Origin of the sequence: Pseudomonas sp. Leaf59, from assembly GCF_920984685.1 — a bacterium.
Lineage (GTDB): Bacteria > Pseudomonadota > Gammaproteobacteria > Pseudomonadales > Pseudomonadaceae > Aquipseudomonas.
In genome coordinates, this window is sequence record NZ_CAKLBR010000022.1 from 37,918 (window position 1) to 63,989 (window position 26,072).

Annotated in this window: 19 protein-coding genes; 11 read left to right on the forward strand and 8 right to left on the reverse strand. The window is 62.8% G+C overall.

Annotated elements, in window-relative coordinates; all coding sequences use genetic code 11:
* Positions 1-3 precede the first annotated feature (3 nt).
* From LUB09_RS20260 to LUB09_RS20275, 4 genes are all read left to right on the forward strand, one after another.
* A complete protein-coding gene (locus LUB09_RS20260) occupies positions 4-714 on the forward strand; it encodes an ABC transporter ATP-binding protein (protein WP_209985351.1) in 711 nt (236 codons plus the stop codon).
* A gap of 1 nt (position 715) precedes the next feature.
* On the forward strand, positions 716-1,981 hold the full coding sequence (locus LUB09_RS20265; protein WP_231423541.1) for an ABC transporter permease: 1,266 nt from the start codon (positions 716-718) through the stop codon (positions 1,979-1,981).
* An 11-nt stretch (positions 1,982-1,992) separates the two neighbouring features.
* A complete protein-coding gene (locus tag LUB09_RS20270) occupies positions 1,993-2,514 on the forward strand; it encodes a DUF3299 domain-containing protein (RefSeq protein WP_209985358.1) in 522 nt (173 codons plus the stop codon).
* Positions 2,515-2,671: 157 nt separating this feature from the next.
* The gene (locus tag LUB09_RS20275; RefSeq protein ID WP_209985360.1) at positions 2,672-3,370 is read left to right on the forward strand and encodes an OmpW/AlkL family protein; all 699 of its coding nucleotides are present in this window, start codon (positions 2,672-2,674) and stop codon (positions 3,368-3,370) included.
* A gap of 74 nt (positions 3,371-3,444) precedes the next feature.
* Here LUB09_RS20275 and LUB09_RS20280 read toward each other — a convergent pair whose 3' ends face one another.
* Positions 3,445-4,329, reverse strand: a complete 885-nt coding sequence (locus LUB09_RS20280) for a sugar nucleotide-binding protein (RefSeq protein WP_231423542.1) — start codon at positions 4,327-4,329, stop codon at positions 3,445-3,447.
* A 167-nt stretch (positions 4,330-4,496) separates the two neighbouring features.
* On the opposite strand from LUB09_RS20280, the gene LUB09_RS20285 reads away from it, so the two are divergent.
* On the forward strand, positions 4,497-8,747 hold the full coding sequence (locus tag LUB09_RS20285; RefSeq protein WP_231423543.1) for an Lhr family helicase: 4,251 nt from the start codon (positions 4,497-4,499) through the stop codon (positions 8,745-8,747).
* Between the two features lie 104 nt (positions 8,748-8,851).
* On the opposite strand, the gene LUB09_RS20290 is transcribed toward LUB09_RS20285, so the two are convergent.
* Entirely contained in the window at positions 8,852-10,948 is a 2,097-nt protein-coding gene (locus tag LUB09_RS20290; RefSeq protein WP_231423544.1) for a mechanosensitive ion channel domain-containing protein, read from the reverse strand.
* A 192-nt stretch (positions 10,949-11,140) separates the two neighbouring features.
* On the opposite strand from LUB09_RS20290, the gene LUB09_RS20295 reads away from it, so the two are divergent.
* The 4 genes from LUB09_RS20295 to LUB09_RS20310 are packed head-to-tail and all read left to right on the forward strand — an operon-like array spanning position 11,141 to position 15,045.
* A complete protein-coding gene (locus tag LUB09_RS20295; RefSeq protein ID WP_231423545.1) occupies positions 11,141-12,067 on the forward strand; it encodes a DUF72 domain-containing protein in 927 nt (308 codons plus the stop codon).
* The gene (locus LUB09_RS20300) at positions 12,064-12,843 is read left to right on the forward strand and encodes an endonuclease/exonuclease/phosphatase family protein (RefSeq protein WP_209985374.1); all 780 of its coding nucleotides are present in this window, start codon (positions 12,064-12,066) and stop codon (positions 12,841-12,843) included. The genes LUB09_RS20295 and LUB09_RS20300 overlap by 4 nt, the downstream gene beginning before the upstream one ends.
* Positions 12,840-14,099, forward strand: coding sequence for a cardiolipin synthase ClsB (gene clsB, locus LUB09_RS20305; RefSeq protein WP_231423546.1), 1,260 nt, complete (start codon positions 12,840-12,842; stop codon positions 14,097-14,099). The genes LUB09_RS20300 and clsB overlap by 4 nt, the downstream gene beginning before the upstream one ends.
* Positions 14,092-15,045 carry a lysylphosphatidylglycerol synthase domain-containing protein gene (locus LUB09_RS20310; RefSeq protein ID WP_231423547.1) on the forward strand — a complete coding sequence of 318 codons (954 nt, stop codon included), beginning with the start codon at positions 14,092-14,094 and terminating at the stop codon, positions 15,043-15,045. The genes clsB and LUB09_RS20310 overlap by 8 nt, the downstream gene beginning before the upstream one ends.
* A gap of 93 nt (positions 15,046-15,138) precedes the next feature.
* Here LUB09_RS20310 and LUB09_RS20315 read toward each other — a convergent pair whose 3' ends face one another.
* Together LUB09_RS20315 and LUB09_RS20320 are read right to left on the reverse strand one after the other, a co-directional pair.
* The gene (locus LUB09_RS20315; protein WP_231423548.1) at positions 15,139-15,894 is read right to left on the reverse strand and encodes an alpha/beta hydrolase family protein; all 756 of its coding nucleotides are present in this window, start codon (positions 15,892-15,894) and stop codon (positions 15,139-15,141) included.
* Positions 15,884-16,993 (reverse strand): DUF3182 family protein, encoded by a 1,110-nt coding sequence (locus LUB09_RS20320; protein ID WP_231423549.1) that lies wholly within the window; start codon positions 16,991-16,993, stop codon positions 15,884-15,886. The genes LUB09_RS20315 and LUB09_RS20320 overlap by 11 nt, the downstream gene beginning before the upstream one ends.
* Positions 16,994-17,255: 262 nt before the next feature.
* On the opposite strand from LUB09_RS20320, the gene LUB09_RS20325 reads away from it, so the two are divergent.
* The gene (locus LUB09_RS20325) at positions 17,256-17,819 is read left to right on the forward strand and encodes a cysteine hydrolase family protein (protein ID WP_231423550.1); all 564 of its coding nucleotides are present in this window, start codon (positions 17,256-17,258) and stop codon (positions 17,817-17,819) included.
* A gap of 15 nt (positions 17,820-17,834) precedes the next feature.
* On the opposite strand, the gene tam is transcribed toward LUB09_RS20325, so the two are convergent.
* The 4 genes from tam to LUB09_RS20345 form a co-directional block, all read right to left on the reverse strand.
* On the reverse strand, positions 17,835-18,596 hold the full coding sequence (gene tam, locus LUB09_RS20330; RefSeq protein WP_209985391.1) for a trans-aconitate 2-methyltransferase: 762 nt from the start codon (positions 18,594-18,596) through the stop codon (positions 17,835-17,837).
* Positions 18,597-18,688: 92 nt separating this feature from the next.
* Positions 18,689-20,713, reverse strand: coding sequence for a methyl-accepting chemotaxis protein (locus tag LUB09_RS20335; protein WP_231423551.1), 2,025 nt, complete (start codon positions 20,711-20,713; stop codon positions 18,689-18,691).
* 377 nt (positions 20,714-21,090) lie between these two features.
* The gene (locus LUB09_RS20340; RefSeq protein ID WP_003232445.1) at positions 21,091-21,606 is read right to left on the reverse strand and encodes a single-stranded DNA-binding protein; all 516 of its coding nucleotides are present in this window, start codon (positions 21,604-21,606) and stop codon (positions 21,091-21,093) included.
* Between the two features lie 9 nt (positions 21,607-21,615).
* Positions 21,616-23,010 (reverse strand): MFS transporter, encoded by a 1,395-nt coding sequence (locus LUB09_RS20345; RefSeq protein WP_209985398.1) that lies wholly within the window; start codon positions 23,008-23,010, stop codon positions 21,616-21,618.
* A gap of 178 nt (positions 23,011-23,188) precedes the next feature.
* Between LUB09_RS20345 and uvrA the strand changes: the two genes are divergently transcribed.
* Positions 23,189-26,023 (forward strand): excinuclease ABC subunit UvrA, encoded by a 2,835-nt coding sequence (gene uvrA / locus LUB09_RS20350; RefSeq protein WP_209985401.1) that lies wholly within the window; start codon positions 23,189-23,191, stop codon positions 26,021-26,023.
* The last annotated feature ends 49 nt before the right edge of the window (positions 26,024-26,072 follow it).

Consider the following 26,072-nt stretch of genomic DNA (forward strand, 5'->3'; position numbering starts at 1 on the left):
CCCATGACCCACGCCTTGATCGAACTGTCTGACCTGAGCTTCAACTGGCCCGGTCACCCGCAGTTGCTGGACATCCCCGCGTTCCGCCTGGAACGCGGGGAAACCCTGTTTCTCAAAGGCCCCAGCGGCAGTGGCAAGACCACCCTGCTCGGGCTCCTCGGCGGTGTGCAGAAGCCCAGCCAGGGCAGCATTCGCCTGCTCGGCCAGGAACTGACCGAACTCTCGGCCGGCGCCCGCGACCGCTTTCGCGTCGACCACACCGGCTATATCTTCCAGCAGTTCAACCTGCTGCCGTTTTTGTCGGTGCGCGAGAACGTCGAGCTGCCCTGCCACTTTTCCAACGTGCGCGCGCAGCGGGCAAGGCAGCGCCACGGCAGTGTGGACAAGGCCGCCGCCGCCCTGCTCGCGCACCTGGGCCTCAAAGATAAAGACCTGCTGGAACGCCGCGCCGACTCGCTGTCCATCGGTCAGCAGCAACGGGTGGCCGCCGCCCGGGCGCTGATCGGCCAGCCGGAACTGGTGATCGCCGACGAACCCACTTCGGCCCTGGACTACGACGCCCGCGAGGCGTTCCTTCAGCTGTTGTTCGCCGAATGCCGCGACGCCGGCGCCAGCCTGCTGTTCGTCAGCCATGACCAGAGCCTGGCACCGCTGTTCGACCGCAACCTGTCGCTGGCCGAACTCAATCGCGCCGCCATGCCCGCAGAGGTTTGAGATGTATCTGTTCCGTCTAGCCATGGCCAGTCTGGCTAACCGCCGCTTCACCGCGACGCTCACCGCTTTCGCCATCGCGCTTTCCGTGTGCCTGCTGCTGGCCGTGGAGCGCGTGCGGGTCGAGGCGCGCAACAGCTTTGCCAGCACCATCAGCGGCACCGACCTGATTGTCGGCGCCCGCTCGGGTTCGGTGAACCTGCTGCTGTACTCGGTGTTTCGCATCGGCAACGCCACCAACAACATCCGCTGGGACAGCTTTGAGCACTTCGCCGCCAGCCCGCAGGTGAAATGGGCGATCCCGATTTCCCTCGGCGACTCCCATCGCGGCTACCGCGTGATGGGCACCAACTCATCCTACTTCGAGCACTACCAGTACGGCCGCAAGCAGAACCTGGAACTGGCCAGCGGCCGCGCCTTCGCCACTGACCCGTTCGAAGTGGTGCTGGGCGCCGAAGTGGCTGACGCACTGCACTACAAACTGGGCGACAAACTGGTGCTGGCCCACGGCGTGGCGGTGGTCAGCCTGGTCAAGCACGACGACAAACCCTTCACCGTGGTCGGCATTCTCAAGCGCACCGGCACGCCGGTCGACCGCACGCTGCACATCAGCCTGGGCGGCATGGAAGCGATCCATATCGACTGGCACAACGGCGTGCCGGCCCAGGGCAAAGGCCGCATCAGTGCCGATCAGGCGCGCAATATGGACCTCACCCCGCAGGCGATCACCGCGTTCATGCTGGGCCTGAACAACAAGATCTCCACCTTCGCCCTGCAACGGGAGATCAATGAGTTCCGTGGCGAGCCGATGTTGGCGATCCTGCCCGGCGTCGCACTGCAAGAGCTGTGGAGCATGATGGGCACCGCCGAAAAGGCGTTGTTCGTCATCTCGCTGTTCGTGGTGCTGACCGGTTTGATCGGCATGCTCACGGCAATCCTCACCAGCCTCAACGAGCGCCGCCGCGAAATGGCGATTTTGCGCTCGGTGGGCGCGCGGCCTTGGCATATCGCAACCCTGCTGATTTTCGAAGCGTTCGCCCTGGCCTTGTCCGGAGTGATCGCCGGCGTCGGCTTGCTGTACGTGTGCATCGCCGCGTCTCGCGGGTACCTGCAGGCCAATTACGGTTTGGACCTGCCGATGTCCTGGCCAAGCCAATATGAATGGACCCTGCTGGCGGGTATTCTCGCCGCGGCGTTGTTGATGGGCAGCGTGCCGGCCTGGCGCGCTTATCGACAATCCCTGGCCGATGGCCTGTCCATACGTTTATGAGGAAGGCTTTGATGCGTCGTGCCCTGTTTGCATGCTTGCTGCTGATCAGCGTGCCCGTCTGGGCGCAGGACCAGCCCAGGGATCTGTCCTGGCAGGAGATGATCCCGCCGGACGCGCCGCCGGAAATCCCCAATATGAAACCGCTGCACGACCTGTCGAACATGGCCGATGCCCTGTCCGTCGAGGCCGCGCCCGCCGCCAAGCAGGACCTGCCCAACGCGCCGGTGGTGCAGAGCCTGGACGGCAAGCACATTCGCCTGCCGGGCTATATCGTGCCACTGGAAGTCAGCGAAGAAGGCCGCACCACCGAGTTCTTGCTGGTGCCGTATTTCGGCGCGTGCATCCACGTGCCGCCGCCGCCGTCGAACCAGATCGTGCATGTGAAAAGCGAAGTCGGCGTGAAGCTCGATGAGCTGTACCAGCCTTATTGGATCGAGGGCGCGATGCAGGTCAAGCCGTCGTCCAGTGAGCTGGCCGATGCCGGTTACCAGATGGATGCCGAGAAGATCTACCTGTACGAACTGCAGGAATAGTCCCGCACCCAAGCACACCAACGAACAACGGTGGGAGCAAGCCCCCTCCCACCGTTTTAATGCACGCATAGCGCCTTTCATTGAGCTGAGTCAAAAGATCGGGCGGTACGATCTTTACCATTGGACGTACACCTTTTAACGTCCTTTTGGAGCTCCCATGAACAAGTCTCTGCTCGGCGCGTCGCTCTTCGCGCTGGCACTCGCCGCCCCGCTCGCCCAGGCTCACGAAGCGGGCGACATCCTGATTCGCGCCGGTGCGATCACTGTGAATCCGAAGGCCGACAGCAGCAGCGTCAAGGTCGATCAAGGCCCCTTGGCCGGTGCCAACCTGGGCGGCAAGGCGACCATGAGCAGCGATACCCAGCTGGGTCTGAACTTCGCCTACATGCTCACCGACCACGTCGGCCTCGAACTGCTCGCGGCCACGCCATTCGAGCATGACGTAAAAATCAAAAACACCGCCCTCGGTGCTGCCAACGGCAAGCTCGGCACCCTCAAGCACCTGCCGCCGACCCTGAGCGTCGTGTACTACCCGCTGGACAACAAATCAGCGTTCCAACCCTACGTCGGCGCGGGCATCAACTACACCTGGATCTACGACGAGCACGTCGGCAGCCGCGCCTCCAACGCTGGCTTCAGCAATTTCAAGGCGGAAAATTCCTGGGGCTGGTCGGCGCAGATCGGCGCCGACTACATGATCAACGACAAGTGGATGATCAACGCCCAGGCGCGCTACATCGACATCAGCACCAAGGCGACAGTGGATAACAACGCGTTGGGCCAGGGCACCCGGGCCAAGGTCAATGTGGATGTCGACCCGATGGTGTACATGGTGGGGATTGGCTACAAGTTCTAAGCAGTCGTTCACAGACAGCACAAAACCAAAGTGGGAGGGGGCTTGCCCCCTCCCACTTTGGGTTGTGTGGTGTGTCAGGTATGCCGGTAAAACCGGTCCAGCAATGCCGGCAACCCCGCCCGCCATGCCCGGGGCTTGATGCCGAAGGTGTGGAGGATTTTCTTGCAGGCCAGCACCGCGTGCTGCGGTTCGTCCGCCGCGTCCGGCCGCGCGGCGTGGGCCTGGGCGGCGGGCGACTCGATGGCCAGCGCACGGAAGTTGCGCGCTTCGGTGAGGATCGCCTGGCCCAGCGCCAGCGGCGTGGTGGCCTCGTGGCCGGCGTAATGGTACGTGCCCCACAAAGGCGCTGCGCAATCGAGTTGCTTGAGCACCGAAATGATCACCCGCGCGGCATCGTCCACCGGCGTCGGGTTGCCGCGTCGGTCATCGGCCATCGGCAACTCGCCCGGCTTTTCGGCCTGGGCCAGAAAGCGCCCGAGGGTGCCGTCGGCGCTGTCATCCAGCAGCCAGCCAAACCGCAGCAGCACATGTTGCGGACAGGTGGCGCGCACGCTTTGCTCGATGCGCCACAACGCCTGACCGCGCAGGCCCAATGGCACTGGATCGTCTTTTTCGCTGTAAGCAGTGGCGCGCGAGCCATCGAATACGCGGTAGCTGGACGGTTGCAGCAAGGTGATGCTGTGGTGCTGGCACAATTCGGCCAGACGCTCGATGGCGTATTCCTGAGCAGCCAGACGGGTTTCGCTGACGGCCTCGGCCTGGAACCAGTCGAAATAGTAGGCGAGGTTGATCAATGCATCGGGACGGGTGTCGTCGAGCAATTGGGTGAGGCTCGCGGCATCCCAGCCGTCTTGGGGCGGTTTGGGGGCGAGGAACCCGATGTCTTCCTCTGCACCGAGGCGAATCAGCGCCTGCCCGAGGGCATTCCCGCCGCCCAGTAACATAAGGCGCATTCGCATAGATTGTGCAGGCCCAGTCTGTTTGGAACGATGGTTAGTGTCGGCAGACGTGTATGCCATACCGTGGGGTGTAGCCGGAATCGTTGCATTTTGCGGGTTTGTAGCGCAACCGTCACGGATAAAGTAAGCCTTTGCAACTTGTTGGAGCCGGTGGCATCAATCATTGCATGAACCTTCCTGAATCAACGGACAGGGCATTGGACGGTTTCCACCCCGCCGTCAGCGCCTGGTTTCGCAGCACCTTCCCCGCAGTCACCGGCGCCCAGGCCCAGGCATGGCCGCTGATCCGCCAGCGGCGCTCGACGCTGATCGCCGCGCCGACCGGCTCGGGCAAGACCCTCACGGCCTTCCTCGCGGTGCTCGACGACCTGGTCCAACAGGGCCTGGCCAACGGCGGCCACCTGCCGGACGCGACGCAGGTGGTGTACGTGTCGCCGCTCAAGGCACTGTCCAACGATATCCAGATCAACCTGCAAAACCCGCTGGCCGGGATCAGCGCGCAGTTGCAGCGCCAGGGCCTGGCGCCGCTGGAGATCCGCACCGCCGTGCGCACCGGTGACACCCCGCAAAAAGACCGCGCGTTGATGCGCAAACGCGCGCCGCATATCCTGGTGACCACCCCGGAGTCGCTGTATGTGCTGCTCGGTTCGGACTCCGGCAGGCAGATGCTCGCCAGCACGCGCACGGTCATTGTCGACGAGATCCACGCCATCGCCGCCGGCAAGCGCGGCAGCCACCTGGCGCTGAGCCTGGAGCGCCTGCAAGGCCTGTGCGCCGAGCCGCTGACGCGCATCGGCTTGTCGGCCACGCAAAAACCCATCGAGGCGGTGTCGCGGTTTCTGGTGGGCAGCGCGCGCGAGTGCGCCATTGTCGACATCGGCCATGCCCGCCCGCGCGACCTGGGCATCGAAGTGCCGCCAGTGCCGCTCTCGGCGGTCATGGCCAATGACGTCTGGGAACTAGTCTACGATCGCCTCGCGACACTGGCCCGCGAACACCGCACCACGCTGATTTTCGTCAACACCCGGCGCCTGGCCGAACGCCTGGCCCGCCACCTCAGCGAGCGCCTGGGCAAGACCGCCGTGGCCGCGCACCACGGCAGCCTCGCCAAGGAGTTGCGCCTGGACGCCGAGCAACGGCTCAAGGCCGGCGCGTTGCAAGTGCTGATCGCTACCGCGTCGCTGGAGCTGGGGATCGATATCGGCGAGGTGGACCTGGTGTGCCAGATCGGCTCGCCCGGCTCCATCAACGGTTTTTTGCAAAGAGTTGGACGCTCCGGCCATCAGGTCGGCGGCACACCCAAGGGGCGCCTGTTCGCCACCACCCGCGACGACCTGATCGAATGCGCCGCCCTGCTCGACTGCGTGCGCCGTGGCGAACTGGACACCCTGCACATTCCGGTCGCGCCGCTGGACGTGCTGGCCCAGCAGATCATTGCCGAAGTCAGCGCCCGCGAATGGCCCGAACAAGACCTGCTGGCACTGATCCACCGCGCCGCGCCCTACGCCGCGCTGGATGAACGCCACTACCAGGCGCTGTTGCAGATGCTCGCCGAGGGCTACAACGGGCGCCAGGGCATTCGCAGCGCCTACCTGCACCGCGACGCCCTGACCCGCACCCTGCGCGGTCGCCGGGGCGCCAGGCTGACCGCCGTGACCAGCGGCGGCACCATCCCCGACAACGCCGACTACAGCGTTTTGCTCGAACCCCAGAGCCTGAACATCGGCAGCGTCAACGAAGACTTTGCGGTGGAAAGCATCGCCGGGGACATCTTCCAGCTGGGCAACACCTCCTACCGCATCCTGCGCGTCGAAGCCGGCAAGGTACGGGTCGAGGATGCCCATGGCCAGCCGCCGACCATTCCGTTCTGGCTCGGCGAAATGCCCGGGCGCAGCAACGAGCTGTCCGCCGCCGTGGCACGCTTGCAGGGCCAGTTGGACCGCCTGCTCGGCGCCAGCCCCGGCGACCTGCAACCGGCGCAGGACTGGCTCACCGGCACCCTGGGCCTGAATCGCGCCAGCGCCGAGCAAATCCTCGATTACCTGGCCCGCGCGCGCCTGGCGCTGAGCGCATTACCGTCCCAGGACACGCTGATCATGGAGCGGTTTTTCGACGCGTCCGGCGGCACCCAGTTGATCATTCACACGCCGTTCGGCAGCCGTCTGAATCGCGCCTGGGGCCTGGCGCTGCGCAAGCGTTTTTGCCGCACGTTCAACTTCGAGCTGCAAGCGGCGGCCAGTGAAAACGCGATTGTGCTGTCGCTGTCCACCAGCCACAGCTTTGAGCTGGATGAGGTGTGGCGTTACCTCAACAGCCACAGCGCCGAACACATTCTGATCCAGGCGGTACTGGACGCTCCGCTGTTCGGCGTGCGCTGGCGCTGGAATGCCGGGGTGGCGCTGGCATTGCCGCGCTTTACCGGCGGGCGCAAGGTGGCGCCGCAGATCCAGCGCATGAAAAGCGAAGACCTGATCGCCAGCGTGTTTCCCGACCAGATCGCCTGCCTGGAAAACCTCGCCGGCGAACGTGAAGTGCCCGAACACCCGCTGGTGGAACAGACCCTCGACGACTGCCTGCACGAAGCCATGGACAGCGACGCCTGGCTGGCCCTGCTGCGGCGCATGGAACGCGGCGAGGTGCGCCTGATCAGCCGCGACTTGCCGGCGCCCTCGCCCATGGCGGCGGAAATTCTCAGCGCGCGGCCCTACACCTTTCTCGACGATGCGCCGCTGGAAGAGCGCCGCACCCAGGCCGTGCTCAACCGGCGCTGGAGCGACCCGCAAAGCACCGACGACCTTGGCGCCCTGGATGCCGAGGCCATTGCTGGCGTGCGTGAGGAGGCCTGGCCAACGCCCCATGGCCCGGACGAAATGCATGAAGCGCTGATGAGCCTGGCGTGCATCGCCGAAAGCGAAGTCTCGCCGCCATGGGCACAGTGGCTGAACGCGCTGGCGAAGGCCGGGCGCGCCTATCAATTGCCCAACGGGTTGTGGGTCGCCGTCGAACGCCTGAGCTGTTGGCAGGCGATTTATCCTCACGATTTGCCGTTATTGCCCGGCTTCGATGAGCCCTGGACCTTCGAGGACGCAGTGCTCGAAGTGCTGCGTGCGCGCCTCGGTGGTTTTGGTCCGTTGAGTGTGATCGAGATCGCCGCGCCCATCGGGTTGCCGGTGGCCGCCGTGACCCAGGCGTTGGCCCGGCTGGAGCAGGAAGGCTATGTGTTGCGCGGGCATTTCAGCCCCGGCGCCAGCGCAGAGCAATGGTGCGAACGGCACCTGCTGGCGCGTATTCACCGCTACACGGTCAAGCGCCTGCGCCGCGAAATCGAACCGGTGGCGCTGCAGGATTTCATGCGCTTTCTGTTCGACTGGCATCACGTGTCCGAGGCCACCCGTGGCCAGGGCAGCGCGGTGTTGCCGCAGATCGTCGGCCAGTTCGAAGGCTTTGCGGCCGCCACCTCGGCCTGGGACAGTGACCTGCTCAGTGCGCGCATCAAGGACTATTCCTCCACCTGGCTCGATGAGTTGTGCCGCAGCGGCAAGCTGGTGTGGATGCGCTTGAGCGAAAAGGCCGGCGCCATGGCCCTGCGCAGCACACCGGTGGTGCTGTTGCCGCGCAGCCAGGTGGGATTGTGGAGCGGCCTGACCGACCCCGTCGACAGCACCGCGCTGTCGCCCAAGGCACAAAAGGTCCACCTGGCCCTGCGCGAGCACGGCGCGCTGTTTTTTGATGAACTGGTGCACGAAGCCCGTCTGCTGCGCAGCGAGCTGGAAACAGTGCTGCAGGAACTGGTGGGCGCGGGCCTGGTGAATGCCGACAGCTTTGCCGGGCTGCGCGCCCTGACCACGCCCGCCAGCAAGCGCCAGGCGCGCAGCAGCCGGCGCGGGCGCGGTGCGTTTATCGGCGGCATGGACGATGCCGGACGCTGGGCCTTGATCCGCCGCCCGCCCACCGCCGCCGGCCCGCACGCTGCCGAAACCCTCGAACATGTGGCCATGACGCTGCTGCGCCGCTACGGCGTGGTGTTCTGGCGCCTGCTGGAACGCGAGGCGGACTGGTTGCCGAGCTGGCGCGAATTGCTGCGCACCTTCCACCGCCTGGAGGCGCGCGGGGAGATCCGCGGCGGGCGATTTGTGAGCGGCTTGGCGGGTGAGCAGTTTGCGTTGCCCGAGGCGATTCCTCTGCTGCGCGAGGTACGGCGGCGCGCGCACGACGGGAGCCTGGTGGCGGTGTGTGGGGCGGACCCGCTGAACCTGGTGGGCACGCTGTTACCGGGCAGCAAGGTGCCGGCGGTGAGTGGCAATCGGATTGTGTACCGCGACGGGTTGCCGGCGGCGGTTATGGTTGGCGGCAAGCAGCAGGTGCTGGTTGAGGTGGATCAGCAGGCGGTGCAGGAGAAGTTGCTTGGGCGGTCTTGAGGGCCTCATCGGGAGCAAGCCCCCTCCCACACTGGATTGGGTTCACATAGTTCGATGTGTGAACCCATTCAAATGTGGGAGGGGGCTTGCTCCCGATAGCATCCTTACTGGCTACGCGGCGGCTCGGTAATTTCCACCACTTCTTCCGCCTGCCCCACCCGCTTGGGCAACAGCACCTGCTGTGGATAAGTCTGCGCGAAATGCACCTCATCACAGTTATCCACAAGCTTTTTCAACCGCTGGTTAAACGCGCGGCTGACTGCATATTGCCCGCCCGACACGGTGCGGAACTGCGCGGTGAGTACCACGCCGTTGAGGTCCATCTTGTCGACGCCGAACACTTCCAGCGGCCCTTGCAGGTTGTACTTGAGGAACGCGTCGTCGCGGATCGACTGCCCCGCTTCCTGGATCAGTTCCACGGCCTTGTCCACATCGGTGTCGTAGGTGAACTGCACCGAGAAAAACGCGTAGGCAAATTGTCGCGACTGGTTGGTGACCGCCTTGATCTGCCCGAACGGCACCGAATGCACAAAGCCCTTGCCGTCGCGCAGGCGCAGGGTGCGGATGGTCAGGCCTTCGACGGTGCCGGCGTGGCCGGAGTCGAGTACCACCCAGTCGCCGATCGACAGGGTGTCTTCGATGATGATGAACAGGCCCGTGATCACGTCCTGCACCAGTTGCTGGGAACCGAAACCGATGGCCAGGCCGACCACCCCGGCACCGGCCAGCAGCGGCGCGACGTTGATGCCCAGGTTGGCCATGGTGGTGATCGCGCAGATCACCACGAGGATGATTTTCACCGCATTGCGCAGCAGCGGCAGGATGGTCTTGACCCGCGTGCTGGGCTGGCGACTGGAGCGTTTGTTGACCGGCGGTTTGAGCGCTTCCTGAATCGCCGTGTCGAGCACCACCCAGAACAGCCAGGTCATCAGCAGGATCAGGCCGATGCTGCTCAGCGAGTCACTGATAGCGCGCCCGATCGAGTTGCGCTCGGCGAACTCGAACAGCGACACGCCCCAGATACGCCCAAGCACTTCGATAAACGCCACGGCCATCGCGATACGCAGGATCGCGTGCAGCAAACTGAGGAAGCGCTCCTTGTAGGCGCTGCTGCGCTGGATCGCCACCTGGCTGCGCGACTTGAACAGGTGTTGCAGCACCGTGCTGAGAAACACCGTGCCGATCAGCAGGATTGTGGTGAACAGCGCACAACGCAGCGCCTTCTGATTATCGTCGCCGGCACCGATCAGGTTGATCGCCGAGACCAGCACCATCAGTAGGATCGGCCAGTACCACAGCCCCGAGAAGATACGCAGCGATTGCTGCAACGCCGGGTGCTTGATGCGTTGGGCCAACGACCGATTGCGGATCAAGTGGGCGACCGGACGGCGCAGGCGCACCACCAGCACGCCGAAGATCACCGTGGCGAACAGTCCGGTGAACACCGCGATGCTGCTGGTGATATTGCCGCCCAACTGGCGGGCGATCTGTGGGCTGGTCAAGGCATCGCTGAGGGCGGCGAGGAAGCCGATCAGGAACAGCGGCTTGGGGCAGTAGTCGCAAATGATCTGCACCGCCGGACGCTTGTGGCCCACGTTGAACATGACGATGACGCACAACAGCATTGAGGTGGAAAAGATGCCGCTGCTGGTGGCGTAGGCAAGGCACAGCGCCAGCGCGCGCCCCACGGAGGTGGCGAGAAAATGGCTGACGTACAAGGTAAGCGGCAGGCAGATCAGCGCCGGGAGCGTATAGGGCACGACGTAGCCCAGCACATCCAGCAACCGCCCGCGCCGTTCAAAAAACGCGCGCTGGCCCAGGCGTCGCACCATCATCCGGCCCAGCAAGGTCAACAGGGTAAAGGCGCCGATCCAGACGCCGGACAACAACAGGAAATCCCCAGCCACGCTCCACGGTGAGCGGGCTGACGTCTGATTGACCAGGCGCCCGACTTCGTTGGCGGCGCGGTCGGCGCGCAGACGCCACTCGTCAATGAAGTTCTGATTGAGGTCGAGCTTCTGCTGCACGTCGTCAATGCTGGAACTGATCGCGCCGAGCAGTCCGCCTTCCACCAGCAACTCCGGCTTGGCCGGGGCCTCGGCTTCGGGGGCGGTGGCGGGTGCGGTCGCCGCCGCCTGAAGTGCGCCGCTGCCGCAAAACAGCAGCGCGCCGAGTAGCCATGCAGTCTTTAGATTCAGCAAAACACCGGGCTCCTGGGAAAGGGTCTGTAAGGAACTGACGGGTTTGAGCCCTGATCGTTCCCTGTGGGAGGGGGCTCGCTCGCTCCCACACTGGATCTACTGCATTGGAAGCATGCCGTTTGTAGGAATCGGGAAACTTTCCGACAAAAATCACAGTCATCAAACCACGCACTCTTTCCCACGGACCCAACCATGGCGGCGATTCATATCGGCATATCCGGCTGGCGCTATACGCCTTGGCGCGGGGACTTCTATCCCGAGGGACTGACCCAGAAACGCGAGTTGCAGTTTGCGTCACGTGCCGTCAACAGCATCGAAATCAACGGCTCGTTCTACGCGCTGCAAACGCCCAAGCGCTACGCCGAGTGGTACGCCGATACACCCGAGGGTTTCATGTTCAGCGTCAAGGCGCCGCGTTATATCACGCACATCCTGCGGCTCAAGGATGTGCATGCGCCGCTGGCGAATTTCTTTGCATCCGGCGTGCTGGAATTGAAGGAGAAACTGGGGCCGATCCTGTGGCAATTCCCGCCCAGCTTTAAATTCGATGCGCCGCTGTTCGAAGCCTTTTTGCAGCAACTGCCCGGCGACACGCAACAGGCCGCCGCCCTCGCCCGCCAGCATGAGCCCCGCCTGAACGGCAAGGCGAGCATGCAGGCCCATGGCAAGAGAGCCCTGCGTCACGCCGTGGAAATTCGCCATAAAAGCTTCGCCGTGCCGGCGTTCGTAAAGATGCTCGAAAAATATGGCGTCGCGCTGGTGGTGGCCGATACCGCCGGCAAGTGGCCGTCTATCGAAGACGTCACCGCCACCTTCATGTACCTGCGTCTGCACGGCGACAAGCAGCTGTACGCCAGCGGCTACACCCCTCAAGCCCTCGAACGCTGGGGCGACCGCATTGAGCGGTGGGCCCATGGCAAACAACCGGAGGATGCACACTTGGTCGACCCGCAGCATAAACCCCGCACCCGCAAGCAACGCGATGTGTTCTGTTTCTTCGACAATGACCTCAAGGTGCGCGCGCCTTTCGACGCGCGCCAGTTGCTGCAGCGTTTCGGCCTGGACCAGCACCTGGCCACAGTGCCCGGACAGCTGCCTGAACCCGGGGTGCTGGCATGACCCATCCAGAACCGCTCCCGGTGGTGGCGCCGGACGTTGCCGTCGCCCGTCTTACGGTGCTCACGGTCAATATCCACAAGGGTTTCACCGCGCTGAACCGGCGTTTCATCCTGCCCGAGCTGCGCGAAGCAGTGCGCAGTGTCGGCGCCGACATGGTGTTCCTGCAGGAAATCCACGGCACCCATGAGCAGCATCCCCAGCGCTACAGCGATTGGCCGAACATGCCGCAGTACGAATTTCTCGCCGACAGTATCTGGCCGCAATTCGCCTATGGCCGCAATGCGGTCTACCCCCATGGCGACCATGGCAATGCGCTGCTGTCGAAATTCCAGATCGTGCGCTACGAGAACCTCGACATTTCCCAGAGCGGCCACGAAAACCGTGGCCTGCTGCATTGCGTGTTGCGCCTGCCCGGCAGCGGCCAGGAGGTGCATGCGATCTGCATGCACCTGGGCCTGCGCGAAGTGCATCGCCAGCAGCAACTGCGCCTGCTCGAGCAGCGCATTGGCGAAATACCCGCCGACGCGCCGCTGGTGGTCGCCGGCGACTTCAACGATTGGCGCCAGCGTGCCGACCTCAGCCAGAGCGGCCTGCAGGAAGTATTCATGCAGTCTTCGGGCAAACACGCGCGCACCTTCCCCGCGCGCTTGCCGCTGCTGGCGCTGGACCGCATCTACGTGCGCAACGTGACGGTGCATAACCCCCGCGTGCTGAATACCCGGCCCTGGTCCCACCTCTCAGACCATGTGCCGCTGTCGGTGGAGATTGAGCTATGAATATTGCGGTGGAGCATATCGCGACCGATCAGCCGCCGGATGAGGCCAAGGCCCGCGACCTGGATTACGGCTGGCAGAGTGGCAACCAGGTGGAGTTGCTGGAGAACGGCGAGGCGTACTTCCCCAGGGTCTTCGATGCCATGCGCGCGGCGCAGCGGGAGATCCTGCTGGAGACGTTTATCCTGTTCGAGGACAAGGTCGGCCATGAGCTGCAAGGCATTCTGATCGAGGCAGCCCAACGTGGCGTGAAGGTGGTGGTCAGCCTGGATGGCTTCGGCTGTGGCGAGCTGAGCGCGGTGTTTCTTGCAGCGCTGGCAGATGCCGGGGTGATGGTGCAGATGTTCGACCCGGCGTCCAAGACCCTGGGCATTCGCACCAACTGGTTTCGCCGCCTGCACCGCAAGATCGTGGTGGTGGATGCCGAGGTCGCGTTTATTGGCGGGATCAACTTTTCGGCCGACCATCTGGGCGATTTCGGCCCCGAGGCCAAGCAGGATTATTCGGTGCAGGTGACAGGCCCGGCGGTGGCCGACCTGCATCACTTTGCCCTGGCGCAAAGCGGTCGTCAGGTGCGCACGCGGCGTGGCTGGCGTCGTCGCCAGCAGCGGCCTTCGCCGTGGGCCACCGACAGCGGTGAGGGCCTGGTTCGCCTGATCTATCGCGACAACCTGCAGCATCGCGACGACATCGAAGAAGCGTATATCTACGCCCTGAGCCAGGCGAAAAAACGCGCGGTGATCGCCAATGCGTATTTCTTCCCCGGTTACCGTTTGCTGCGCGAAATTCGCAATGCGGCACGGCGCGGCGTGCAGGTGCAGTTGATCATGCAGGGCCAGCCCGATGTACTGCTGGCCAAACTGGCGGCGCGCATGCTCTACGACTATCTGCTCAAGGACGGCGTGGTGATCCACGAATACTGCCAGCGCCCGCTGCACGGCAAGGTGGCGCTGGTGGACGACGACTGGAGCACGGTGGGTTCGAGCAACCTCGACCCGTTGAGCCTGGCGCTGAACCTGGAGGCCAACGTGCTGATTCGCGACCGCGCGTTCAATCAGCAGCTGTACGACAGCCTGGAAACCCTCAGCAAAAACCACTGCCAGGTCATCCCGGCAAAGCACAAGCCGCGCCTGTGGCTGTGGCGCCTGACCGTCGGCTTCCTGGTGTTCCATGTGATGCGCCACTTCCCGGCGCTGACCGGCTGGCTGCCAGCGCACAAACCCCGCTTGAAACCTTTCGAGAGCCAGGCCCATGACTGACCACACAGGCTCACGCTTCAAGCGCTGGAAGAAGCCACTGACCATCGCCTTCTTCCTGCTGTTGATTGTGCTGTTCACCCTGCTTGCGCGGCGGATCGACTGGAGCGAAGTGATCCAGACCCTGGGCGATTTCAAATGGCGCACCTTGCTGATCGCCGCCGGGCTGACCTTGTGCAGTTTTCTGGTGTACGCGTGCTTCGACCTGATCGGCCGCACCTACATCGGCCAGCCATTGCGCTGGAAGCAGATTTTGCCGGTGGGCTTTATCAGCTATGCGTTCAACCTGAACCTGAGCGCGTGGGTCGGCGGGATCGCCATGCGTTATCGGTTGTATTCGCGGCTGGGGGTGAGCACCGGCAATATCGCCAAGATCCTCGGGCTGAGCCTGGCGACCAACTGGTTCGGCTACATGGCCCTGGCCGGGGTGGTGTTCAGCAGCGGGCTGGTGACCATGCCACCGGGATGGAAGGTCAGCACGACGGCCTTGCAGGGGATTGGCGCGCTGCTGGTGCTGGTCAGCCTGGGCTACCTGGCGGCCTGTCAGTTCTCGAAGAAGCGCGCGTGGTCGATTCGCGGCATCGAGATCAACCTGCCTTCGCTGCGCATGGCGTGCCTGCAATTGGCGCTGGGCGCATTGAACTGGTCGCTGATGGCGGCGGTGATTTTCACCCTGCTGCCTGCCAAGCTGGATTACCCGCTGGTGTTGGGGGTGTTGCTGATCAGCGCGATTGCCGGGGTGGTGACGCATATCCCGGCCGGGCTTGGGGTGCTCGAGGCGGTGTTTATCGGGCTGTTGCAACATGAGGCGTCGCGGGGCAGTTTGTTGGCGGGGTTGATTGCGTATCGGGCGATTTATTTTATTTGCCCGTTGCTGATTGCGTTGGTGATGTACCTGGGCGTGGAGGCGAAGGCCAAGGCGCTGCGGGTGAAGAAGACGCCGGCTTGATTGTGGGTGATTGACATACCGCCATCGGGAGCAAGCCCCCTCCCACACGTTGAATGCATTTCAAATGTGGAAGGGGCTTGCTCCCGATGACGGTTATCGAGCCTGGATAATGCTCAACCGTTCACCCACCACCATCTCGGTAATCCAGTCCACCAGGATCGAGGTATAGGCCTGCTGCGACACCGGATCGCTCAACGAATGGTCGGCGCCATCGATGATGCGGTGCGTCAGGGAATGGGTCTGCTGACACGCCGCGCGGTAACTCATGATGGTGGCGTGGGGCACGTGGTCGTCGGTTTCCGACTCGACGATCAACACATCACCGGTAAACGCCGAACAGGCGTGCAAGGCGCGATTGGTGTCGGCACGCACCAGGGTGCTGCGGTAATCCATCAGGTCCATCTTGTTCAGGTCACGCTTGGGCTTGAGCCATTCTTCGTCGCGGTACAGCGCCGGCACGCGCAGCGCCAGCCAGCGTACCGGGCGCAATGAGGTGAGAATCGCCGCGAGGTAGCCGCCATAGCTGGTGCCCACCACCGCCACGGCCGAGGTGTCGATGGCCGGGTGGGCGAGCAGACGGTCGTAGGCCGCCAGCAGGTCGCGCAGGTTGTCTTCGCGGGTCACGCGGGCCAGCGGAATGCCGGCGCCGGCATGGCCGCGCAGGTCGAAGGTCAGGCACACGCAGCCCAGACCTGCGATGCCTTTAGCGCGTTCCAGGTCGCGTTCCTGGCTGCCGCCCCAGCCGTGCACGAACAACACGCCGGGGACTTTGGATTTGGGACTGAGGAATGTCCCGCTCATGTGTTCGTCGTCTATCTCGATTGCAATGCTTTCGCTTCTAGCCGTCATAAGATTTAACCGTTACGTACTTGAGAAGAAAGTCGCTGTTTTCGGCCGGGCCGCGATACACCTCGATGGCCTGCGCCGGAAGCGGCTGGTCCTCGTAGGTTTCCACCGATGACACATGAATGGCTTTGAGGCCCGGGTGGTTGATGAAACTTTGCAGCGCCGCGACTTCCGCGCTGCTGGCCCCGCCCATGCGCCAGGATTGTTCGAGCACGCCGCTAAGGCGCTGGCCGTCGCTGTCCAGGCCCTGGGCGATGTCGTAATTGCGCCGCGAGGCATAGAACCCAGGGTAGGCCTCATCGGCGGCGCTGTCGAAAACCTGGGCCTGTTCGATGGCTTCACGCACGTCGACGGGCAGGCCGAGGGCGAGCAGGTCGTCGTAGTCGCCGGGCACCACGATCAGGTCGGAGCCGCCGTACACCTCATCACCGTTTGCGTCATGCGTGAGGTATTGCTCGCCGCAGTAGCTGAACACATGGTCGCCGATATAGCTCTGGCCCACGCTGTGGGTGATCACCTCGTGCAAGTCCTGCTCAAGCACTGCGCCATCGCTGAACAATTGCTCGGCGCCGTCCCGTTTGAGCAGCGCATCGAACTCATCAAGGCTGCGAATGACTTCCTGGCCGCGCCCGGCGCAGGCATGCACCGGTTTCAGGCGAATCGGCCCGCTGTAGAGCAGGCGCTCAGCGGCGGCACGGGCGTCCTGCAAGGCGAATACGCTGAGGCCGTCGAGCACGACGGGCCTGACAAGTTCGCAGAACAACGGCGACCAGCCCTCCGGCGCCGTTGCATCGGGCCCGAGCAGGCCATGGCTGATGGCTTTGGTGCAGATGAAGTCGTGATCGACATAACCGCCCCACAGGTCTTCGGGGCCCTGGATGTTGAGCGCGCGGGCCTGGGCCGGACCCACCAGCGTCTGCGTGGGCAGTATGTAAAGTTCGCGGCCGGCATGGACCTTGGGATCGAAGCTGCCGCCGAACTCCAGCCCCAGTATCTGCGCCAGCCAACGGGCCAGTGCACGGTTGGTTTCCACTTCATGCTGCGGCGCGCCCTCTCTTGTGGAGTGAGCGACCACCAGTTTCCTGCGTTGAGTCGCGTTCATGCGGCCCCCTTGCTTCCTGCCAGGTATGTAAATGAGAGGTTGCAGGGATCAGGCCAAGGCGCGGTTGAGGCGCAGGGTTTTAAAATCAATCAGTTGCCGAATGGGCGATAGCAGTTGGCCTGTTTTATTTTGCACGACGCCACGTGCAGGGCGTGGCGTTCTGCACGATTCACCGCCACAAGGAGCGCGCCAATCCAGTGGGCGAAAGGCCAGGGCGCCAGCTAAGATAGCGGTCTGCTCAACTCATCACGAGGCAATACCCATGGCCAAGCAGGCGCTCATTCTGATCGATATCCAGAACGACTACTTCCCCCAGGGCAAGTGGCCGCTCGTCGACGTGGACGCGGCGGCGGACAAGGCGGCGCAGGTGCTGCAGGCGTTTCGTCAGGCGGGCGATGCCGTGATTCACGTGCGCCATGAATTCACCGCCGAGGATGCGCCCTTCTTCACTCCAGGCTCGGAAGGCGCGCAGTTGCACCCCAAGGCACTCAACGAAGGCAGCGAGCCGGTGGTGCTTAAACATTTCGTGAATGCGTTTCGCGAAGCCGATCTGCGCGCTCTGCTGGAACGACGCAGCATCACCGACGTGGTGGTGGTCGGCAGCATGAGCCATATGTGCATCGATGCGGGGGTGCGCGCAGCGGCGGACCTGGGCTACAAGGTCACGGTGATCCACGATGCCTGCGCCACGCGGGATCTTGAATTCAATGGCAAGGTCATCCCGGCGACGCAGGTGCATGATGCATACATGGCGGCGCTGGCGTTCGGTTATGCGAGCGTGGTGTCGGCGGATGAGTACCTGAAGGCGCAGACGGCGGCCGTGTGACCGCCCTGTGAAGCGTCAGCGAGTGGCGATGATGAACAGGCGCGGAAATGGCAACAGCACGCTGCCGTCGCTCAGGGCTGGGTAGGCTTTGGTAATCCTCGTCTGGTATTCGCGTAGGAACGCGGCCTTTTCGTCATCGCTCAAAGGCGCGAGAAACGGCCGCAACCCCGAGCCCTTGAACCATTCCACTACCGCCGCGTGGTCGGCCAGCGGGTGCTGGTAGGTGGTGCGCCAAACATCCACGGTGCTGCAATGCTGGCTCAGCAACTCGTAGTAGTAGCTCGCGGGGTGACGCGGATTGTGCTTGAACGCTCCGATCTTCGCCGACCAGGGCCCCTGTGCCGCCACGTCGCGGGCCAGTTGGTGGGCAGGCTCGTCGAGGTTATCCGGCGTTTGCACCGCCAGCGTGCCGCCCGGCGTCAGATGACTGACCAGGTGCGGGTAGAGCGTGGCGTGGTCGGGCAGCCATTGCAGAGAGGCGTTGGCGAGAATCACATCGAATTGCCGCGCCGGGTTCCAGGCGCCGATATCCGCCAGCTCGAAATCAAGGTTAGGCAGACGCTGACGGGCGTCGAGCAACATGTCATCGGAACTGTCCATGCCGGTGACCTGCGCCTGCGGATAGCGCTCGGCCAACACCTGCGTTGAGTTACCGGGGCCGCAGCCCAGGTCGACGGCGCTGTGCACGTCGACATTCGGGATGGCCGCGACCAGATCGCGGACGGGACGGGTACGTTGTTGCTCGAACAAGGTGTATTGCTTGGCAGACCAGGTCATCGCGGTTTTCCTTCTGCGTGGTGTAAAAACTGCACCAGTCTGCCAGAACTCATTCACACGACGGCTGCCAATAAATGCGTCCTTTTGTTTCCCTACAGTTTGAACCGCGAAACCACCGTACGCAGCTCCCCCGCCAGCAACGACAGCTCCTGCGCCGTCGCAGCGTTGTCTTCGATGCCCTCCATCAACGTGATACTGCCGTTGCGAATTTCGGTCACGTTGCGGTTGATGTCTTCGGACACGGCGTGTTGCTGCACCGCTGCGCTGGCGATCTGCGTGTTCATGCCGACGATCTGGTCAACGCCATCATTGATTGCATCCAGGCTGGTCGAGGCTTGTTGAGCAGACTCGAGACAGGCCTGCGCGCGCAACTTGCCCGACTTCATCTGCTCCACGGCCGCGGACGTCGCCAGTTGCAGCTCCTGGATAATGGTGCGGATTTCTTCGGTTGAGTTCTGCGTGCGCGAGGCCAGGGTTCGGACCTCGTCCGCCACCACCGCAAAGCCGCGGCCCTGCTCACCGGCACGGGCCGCCTCGATGGCGGCATTCAACGCCAGCAGGTTGGTTTGATCGGCGATGTTACGGATCACTTCAATAACCCCGCCGATCTGCTGGCTGTGCTGGGCTAGCGCGGAGACTTTCTGCGCGCTGCGCTCCACTTCTTCGGCCAGGGCTTCGATGGTGACGCGGGTTTCCTGCATCTTCGCAAGGCCTGCGATCGAAGACTGACTGGCATGCCCGGCGGCATGGGCGGCGCCCTCGGTGTTCTGCGCCACATCGGCAACGCTGGCGGTCATCTCGTTGATGGCCGTGGCGACTTGCTCGGTTTCGCTTTGCTGCACATTCATCGAGCGTTTGGCCACGTCGATAGACACGCCCATGCGCGCGGCCGCCTCGGACACCGATTGCGAACTGCGCTCAACCTGCGCCAGCGACGCACTGAAGGCCTGCACCATCGCGTTGAGAGCGTTGCCCACGTCGGCCATTTCATCGTTGCCGCGCACCGGAATGCGCGTGCTCAGGTCGCCCTGGGCAATCAGCTGCGTGGCACTCAACACATCGTTGAGGGTGCGCCGCATGGCGCTGTAGATGCCGCTGAAGGCGTACACCAGCAACAGGCCAAGCCCGGCCAGCATGCCGAGGATGAGCAGGCGCTCTGCGCTTTTTTCCTGGACACGGCGTTCGAGTCTCTTCAACAGCGCGTCTTGCAGGGTGTCCTGCGCCTTGTACAACTCGGCGACTACCGCGTTGCCCTTGGCCGGCAGGTTCTGCACGCCACTGATGGTGTCGGTGGTGGAGCCAATCATCAGATCAAGATCGGCGCGAAAACCCTCCAGGCTCGCAAAGGCACTGGTAATCGGTGCCTGAATGCGATCGGCCAGGGCCGGCTCGCGACGACGCAAAAGGTCCAGGCTCTGCTGGAGCTCCTTGTGGATCATCACCTCGTTCTTGAGCATCGCCCTGATCACGCCACGCGTGCCCGGGCTCAATACCTGCCCCTCATGCAGCCCACTGACCAGACCGCGCAATTGGCCGACGATATTGATCTGGCGCGGCAACCGCAAGGTGCTCTGGTCGATCATGAACAGCGAGGCAAAGTCTTCATCGAGCACCATGCCCGAGGTGGCCGATACGTAATAAACGAAGTTCAGGGTTTCGGTGAGTTGATCGTTCCACTCGTCGAAGGTAGTGCTCGGGTTGGCGTCGCCCTTGGCCAGCTCAATCAGGCGCTGCGCCCCGGCACGCAGGCGCTGCACGCGGTCACCGGTTTCGAGCTGGGCGTTGAACTGGCGGTCGGTGGTGGCCAGTTTAGAAAACGCGTCTTCCAGCTTTGCCTGGTTGGCGGAAAGATCGGGCTGCGCGCTCTTGTCACCGCTGAGCAGGCGGTTGGTGAGTGCGCGTTGCAACATCGACAAGCGCAGCACAGGGGTCACGTCCAACAGGTAGCGTTGGCCCGATTGTTCGGAGCGGATGACTTCTAGACTGTCGTTGATCTGGTGGACGATACGGGAGCCAAGCAGCACCAGAGGGATCAGGACGATGATTGCCAGCACGCCGAATTTGGTGGGGAAACGTAAACGGCTGGCCAGGTGTACGGCAGGAGCAAGGATATTCATACAGTTCTCACAGCCCGCAATGGGACAGTTTGTGGAAGGTTTATAGGTGAGAACTGTCCGTTTTCTCTCAAATGCCTGGCTCTGTCTGGCACATTTGGCTAATCACGCTGTGCATGTAACTAATCGTTTCATGCTCGGTGTCGGCATTGAGATTGAGAACTTTAAGAAAAGTTGTACATTTTTTTATATTTGTACAACTCTGGAACGCTTGAAGAAAAGTGATGTCGCGTTGATATCAACGCTGTGTGACGATTTTGTGCAGGAGAATGGCGGCGAGCGTTGCGACTATTTGAGCGCATACGAAAACGCCCCTGGGATTTTGCAATCCGCAGGGGCGTTGGGATCAACTGAGCGCTGGGTGCCAGCGCGGGCGTCGATCAGAACGGAATATCGTCATCAAAGCTGTCGAAATCCGGAGCCGGCTGTGGCGCGGCCTGTTGTGGCGCTGGACGCGACTCACGCTGTGGCTGCTGGCTTGGCTGTGGACGCGACTGCTGTGGACGCGGTGCCGAGTTGGACATGCCGCCCTGGCCCTGTTGGTCGCCCTGTGGACGGCCGCCCAGCAGTTGCATGGTGCCTTGCATGTCGACCACGATTTCAGTGGTGTAACGCTTGATACCGTCCTTTTCCCACTCGCGGGTCTGCAGTTTGCCTTCGATGTAGACCTGCGAACCTTTGCGCAGGTATTCACCGGCGATTTCGGCAACCTTGCCGAACATCGACACACGGTGCCATTCGGTTTTCTCGACCTTCTGGCCGGTCTGCTTGTCGGTCCACTGTTCGCTGGTCGCCAGACTCAGGTTGGTCACGGCGTTACCGTTAGGCAGGTAGCGAACTTCGGGATCCTGGCCGCATGTACCGACCAATATGACTTTGTTAACCCCACGGGCCATAACGTTCTCCTAGGCTGGGCGCGCTGTCGGCACTGGGTTGACCAGTTGCTCGAGCGTCGCGCGATCCAATAATTCGGTGTCCAATTTAATGTAAATGGCCGCCTCTTCAGCGACCACTACTGCATCCGTTACTCCAACGACGGCCTTCAGGCGCTCTGCCAGACCGGCTTCGCGCATCGCCTCGGGCGACAGCGGTAAACGCAGACTGGTGACGTAGGGAGGTTCGCGCATGGTAACAGCAAAGGCCAGCCAAAGTGCAGCCAGCCCGGCGCATCCGAGGAACACAACCGACAGACCGCCATGCTGGAACATCCAGCCGCCCATGATGCCGCCCAACGCGGAACCGAGGAACTGGCTGGTGGAATACACCCCCATCGCCGTGCCCTTGCCTCCGGCCGGTGAAACCTTACTAATCAGCGAAGGCAATGACGCCTCCAGCAGGTTGAACGCGGTGAAGAACACCACCGTGCCGCTCACCAGCGCCCGCAGGCTGTCGCCGAACTGCCAGAAGAATAGTTCAGTGAGCATCAATGTCGCGACGGCGCCGAGCAGAACTCGTTTCATTTTGCGTTTCTTCTCGCCATAGATGATGAACGGGATCATGGCGAAGAACGAAATCAACAACGCAGTGAGATAGACCCACCAGTGCTGCTCCTTGGGCAGACCGGCTTTTTCCACCAGCGCCAGGGGCAAGGCGACGAAGCTGCACATCAGCATGGCGTGCAACACGAAGATACCTAAATCCAGGCGCAGCAGGTCCGGATGCTTGAGCGTCGGCAGCAGCGCCTTGCGCGCCACACCGGACTCACGGTGCTGCAAGGTGCCGGTAGAGCGCGGCACCATGAACGCGACGATGACAATGCCGATCAGCGCCATGCCGCCGGTGGCCAGGAACAGCCCATGCAGGCCGAACGCACTGGTCAGCAGCGGGCCGACCACCATGGCCACGGCGAACGACAGCCCGATAGTCATCCCGATCATTGCCATGGCCTTGGTGCGATGTTGTTCGCGGGTCAGGTCCGAGAGCAGCGCCATGACCGCCGCGGAAATCGCGCCAGCGCCCTGCAGGATGCGTCCGGCGATCACGCCCCAGATCGAATCGGCCTGGGCCGCGAGCACGCTGCCGAGCGCGAAGACGATCAGGCCGAGGTAGATCACGGGGCGGCGGCCGATGCGGTCGGAAATGATCCCGAACGGAATCTGAAAAATGGCCTGGGTCAGACCGTAGGCGCCAATCGCCAGGCCGATGAGTGCGGGGGTCGCTCCTGCGAGATCCATTCCATAGGTCGCCAGCACCGGCAACACCATAAACATGCCAAGCATACGGAAGGCGAACACCAGGGCCAGACCGCTTGCCGCTCGGGTCTCGCCGCTACTCATGCGTTCGCTGTGGGGATCGTGCATGGAAAAACCTCGTGTGAACCGGCGGCGATTCTACCAGTCCCATCGATTGAGAGGGTATATGCGGCGCTTTGCCGCGCAGCTTTCATGCAAGGCTGCAAGCGGCCTTTTGACAGTGTATATTCATCCAGTCTTTAGCCGTATACTCCGGCATTATTTACGCCCGCCGTGCGAGGCCATCTTGGACAAGATCCTGATTCGTGGGGCTAGAACCCACAACCTGAAGAACATTGACCTGACCCTGCCCCGGGACAAACTGATCGTCATCACCGGCCTGTCCGGCTCGGGCAAATCGTCCCTGGCGTTCGACACGCTGTATGCCGAAGGCCAGCGTCGCTACGTGGAATCGCTGTCGGCCTATGCCCGCCAGTTCCTGTCGATGATGGAAAAACCCGACGTCGACACCATTGAAGGCTTGTCGCCGGCCATTTCCATCGAACAGAAATCGACCTCCCACAACCCGCGCTCCACCGTGGGCACCATCACCGAAATCTACGACTACCTGCGTCTGCTGTACGCGCGCGTGGGTATTCCCCGCTGCCCGGATCACGACATTCCGCTGGAAGCCCAGACCGTCAGCCAGATGGTCGACCTGGTGCTGGCCCTGCCGGAAGGCGCCAAGCTGATGCTGCTGGCGCCGGTGATTCGCGAGCGCAAGGGTGAACACCTTTCTGTTTTCGAAGAGCTGCGTGCCCAGGGTTTCGTGCGCGCGCGGATCAACGGCAAGCTCTATGAGCTGGACGAAGCGCCGAAGCTCGACAAGCAGAAGAAGCACTCCATCGATGTGGTGGTCGACCGCTTCAAGGTGCGCGCTGACCTGCAGCAGCGCCTGGCAGAGTCTTTTGAGACCGCACTGAAGCTGGCGGACGGTATCGCCCTGGTGGCGCCGATGGACGACGAGCCGGGCGAAGAGATCATCTTCTCCGCACGCTTCGCCTGCCCGGTCTGCGGGCATGCCATCAGCGAGCTGGAACCCAAGTTGTTTTCCTTCAACAACCCGGCCGGCGCCTGCCCGACCTGTGACGGCCTGGGGGTGAAGCAGTTCTTCGACATCAAGCGCCTGGTCAATGGGGAACTGACACTGGCCGAGGGGGCGATACGCGGCTGGGACCGGCGCAACGTCTATTACTTCCAGATGCTTGGCTCGTTGGCGTCTCACTACAAGTTCAGCCTTGAAGTGCCCTTCAACCAACTGCCGGCAGAGCAGCAGAAGGTCATCCTCACCGGCAGCGGCTCGCAGAACGTCGATTTCAAATACCTCAACGATCGAGGCGATATCGTCAAGCGCTCACACCCGTTCGAGGGCATCGTACCGAACCTGGAACGTCGCTACCGTGAGACTGAATCGGCGAGTGTGCGTGAAGAGCTGGCGAAGTTCCTCAGCACCCAGCCTTGCCCGGACTGCCGTGGCACTCGCCTGCGCCGCGAAGCGCGCCACGTGTGGGTGGGAGAAAAGACCTTGCCAGCGGTGACCGGCCTGCCGATCGGTGATGCCTGTGAATACTTTGGCGGACTCAAACTGACCGGCCGCCGTGGGGAAATTGCCGACAAGATCCTCAAGGAAATCCGCGAGCGCCTGCAGTTTCTGGTCAACGTTGGGCTCGATTACCTGTCGCTGGATCGCAGCGCAGACACGCTGTCGGGCGGTGAGGCACAGCGGATCCGCCTGGCCAGTCAGATTGGCGCGGGTCTGGTCGGCGTGTTGTACATTCTTGATGAGCCATCCATTGGCTTGCACCAGCGCGACAACGACCGTCTGCTGGGAACGTTGAAACACCTGCGCGATATCGGCAATACCGTGATCGTGGTAGAGCACGATGAAGACGCGATTCGTCTGGCGGACTATGTGGTCGATATCGGCCCGGGGGCCGGCGTGCATGGCGGGCACATTGTCGCCGAAGGCACACCTGCCGAAGTCATGGCTCACCCGGACTCGCTGACCGGCAAGTACCTGTCTGGCCGCGTGAAGATCCAGGTACCAGCCAAGCGTACGCCGCGTAACAAGAAGATGGCGCTGCACCTCAAGGGCGCGCGTGGCAACAACTTGCGCAATGTCGACCTGGAAATCCCGCTGGGCCTGCTGACCTGCGTTACCGGCGTGTCCGGCTCGGGCAAGTCCACGCTGATCAATAACACGCTGTTTCCGTTAAGCGCGACGGCCCTCAATGGCGCGACCACGCTGGAAGCCGCAGCGCATGACAGCATCAAGGGCCTGGAGCATCTGGACAAGGTGGTGGATATCGACCAAAGCCCGATTGGCCGTACGCCGCGCTCCAATCCAGCCACCTATACCGGGTTGTTCACGCCGATTCGCGAATTGTTCGCCGGCGTGCCGGAATCCCGTTCGCGGGGCTATGGGCCTGGGCGTTTCTCGTTCAACGTCAAGGGCGGTCGCTGCGAGGCTTGCCAGGGCGATGGTCTGATCAAGGTGGAGATGCACTTCCTGCCGGACATCTACGTGCCATGCGACGTGTGCAAGAGCAAGCGCTATAACCGCGAAACCCTTGAGGTGAAGTACAAGGGCAAGAACATCCACGAAACCCTGGAAATGACGATCGAGGAAGCGCGGGAGTTCTTCGACGCGGTTCCGGCGCTGGCGCGCAAGCTGCAGACGCTGATGGATGTGGGTTTGTCGTACATCAAGCTGGGCCAGTCGGCGACCACGCTGTCTGGTGGCGAGGCGCAACGGGTGAAGCTGTCTCGCGAGCTGTCCAAGCGCGACACGGGTAAAACCTTGTATATCCTCGATGAGCCCACCACAGGCCTGCACTTTGCGGATATCCAGCAGTTGCTGGATGTGTTGCACCGCTTGCGCGATCACGGCAACACGGTGGTGGTGATTGAGCACAACCTCGATGTGATCAAAACCGCAGACTGGCTGGTGGACCTGGGGCCGGAAGGCGGCTCCAAGGGGGGTCAGATTATTGCGGTGGGTACGCCGGAGCAAGTCTCCGAGATGTCGCAATCACACACCGGTTACTACTTGAAACCGTTGTTGGCGCGCGACAGGGCCTGATGGATCGGCCAATAAAAAGCCCCTGTCACCTCATCGGTGTCAGGGGCTT

Excerpts from the sequence above, each read along its gene's own strand:
- LUB09_RS20280 (WP_231423542.1), bottom strand. The coding sequence starts at position 4,329 with ATGCGAATGCGCCTTATGTTACTGGGCGGCGGGAATGCCCTCGGGCAG.
- clsB (WP_231423546.1), top strand. The coding sequence starts at position 12,840 with ATGAATATTGCGGTGGAGCATATCGCGACCGATCAGCCGCCGGATGAG.
- LUB09_RS20265 (WP_231423541.1), top strand. The coding sequence starts at position 716 with ATGTATCTGTTCCGTCTAGCCATGGCCAGTCTGGCTAACCGCCGCTTC.
- LUB09_RS20300 (WP_209985374.1), top strand. The coding sequence starts at position 12,064 with ATGACCCATCCAGAACCGCTCCCGGTGGTGGCGCCGGACGTTGCCGTC.
- LUB09_RS20335 (WP_231423551.1), bottom strand. The coding sequence starts at position 20,713 with ATGAATATCCTTGCTCCTGCCGTACACCTGGCCAGCCGTTTACGTTTC.
- LUB09_RS20315 (WP_231423548.1), bottom strand. The coding sequence starts at position 15,894 with ATGACGGCTAGAAGCGAAAGCATTGCAATCGAGATAGACGACGAACAC.
- LUB09_RS20325 (WP_231423550.1), top strand. The coding sequence starts at position 17,256 with ATGGCCAAGCAGGCGCTCATTCTGATCGATATCCAGAACGACTACTTC.
- LUB09_RS20270 (WP_209985358.1), top strand. The coding sequence starts at position 1,993 with ATGCGTCGTGCCCTGTTTGCATGCTTGCTGCTGATCAGCGTGCCCGTC.
- LUB09_RS20345 (WP_209985398.1), bottom strand. The coding sequence starts at position 23,010 with ATGCACGATCCCCACAGCGAACGCATGAGTAGCGGCGAGACCCGAGCG.
- LUB09_RS20275 (WP_209985360.1), top strand. The coding sequence starts at position 2,672 with ATGAACAAGTCTCTGCTCGGCGCGTCGCTCTTCGCGCTGGCACTCGCC.
- LUB09_RS20340 (WP_003232445.1), bottom strand. The coding sequence starts at position 21,606 with ATGGCCCGTGGGGTTAACAAAGTCATATTGGTCGGTACATGCGGCCAG.
- LUB09_RS20320 (WP_231423549.1), bottom strand. The coding sequence starts at position 16,993 with ATGAACGCGACTCAACGCAGGAAACTGGTGGTCGCTCACTCCACAAGA.
- tam (WP_209985391.1), bottom strand. The coding sequence starts at position 18,596 with ATGACCTGGTCTGCCAAGCAATACACCTTGTTCGAGCAACAACGTACC.
- LUB09_RS20295 (WP_231423545.1), top strand. The coding sequence starts at position 11,141 with ATGGCGGCGATTCATATCGGCATATCCGGCTGGCGCTATACGCCTTGG.
- LUB09_RS20310 (WP_231423547.1), top strand. The coding sequence starts at position 14,092 with ATGACTGACCACACAGGCTCACGCTTCAAGCGCTGGAAGAAGCCACTG.
- LUB09_RS20285 (WP_231423543.1), top strand. The coding sequence starts at position 4,497 with ATGAACCTTCCTGAATCAACGGACAGGGCATTGGACGGTTTCCACCCC.
- LUB09_RS20260 (WP_209985351.1), top strand. The coding sequence starts at position 4 with ATGACCCACGCCTTGATCGAACTGTCTGACCTGAGCTTCAACTGGCCC.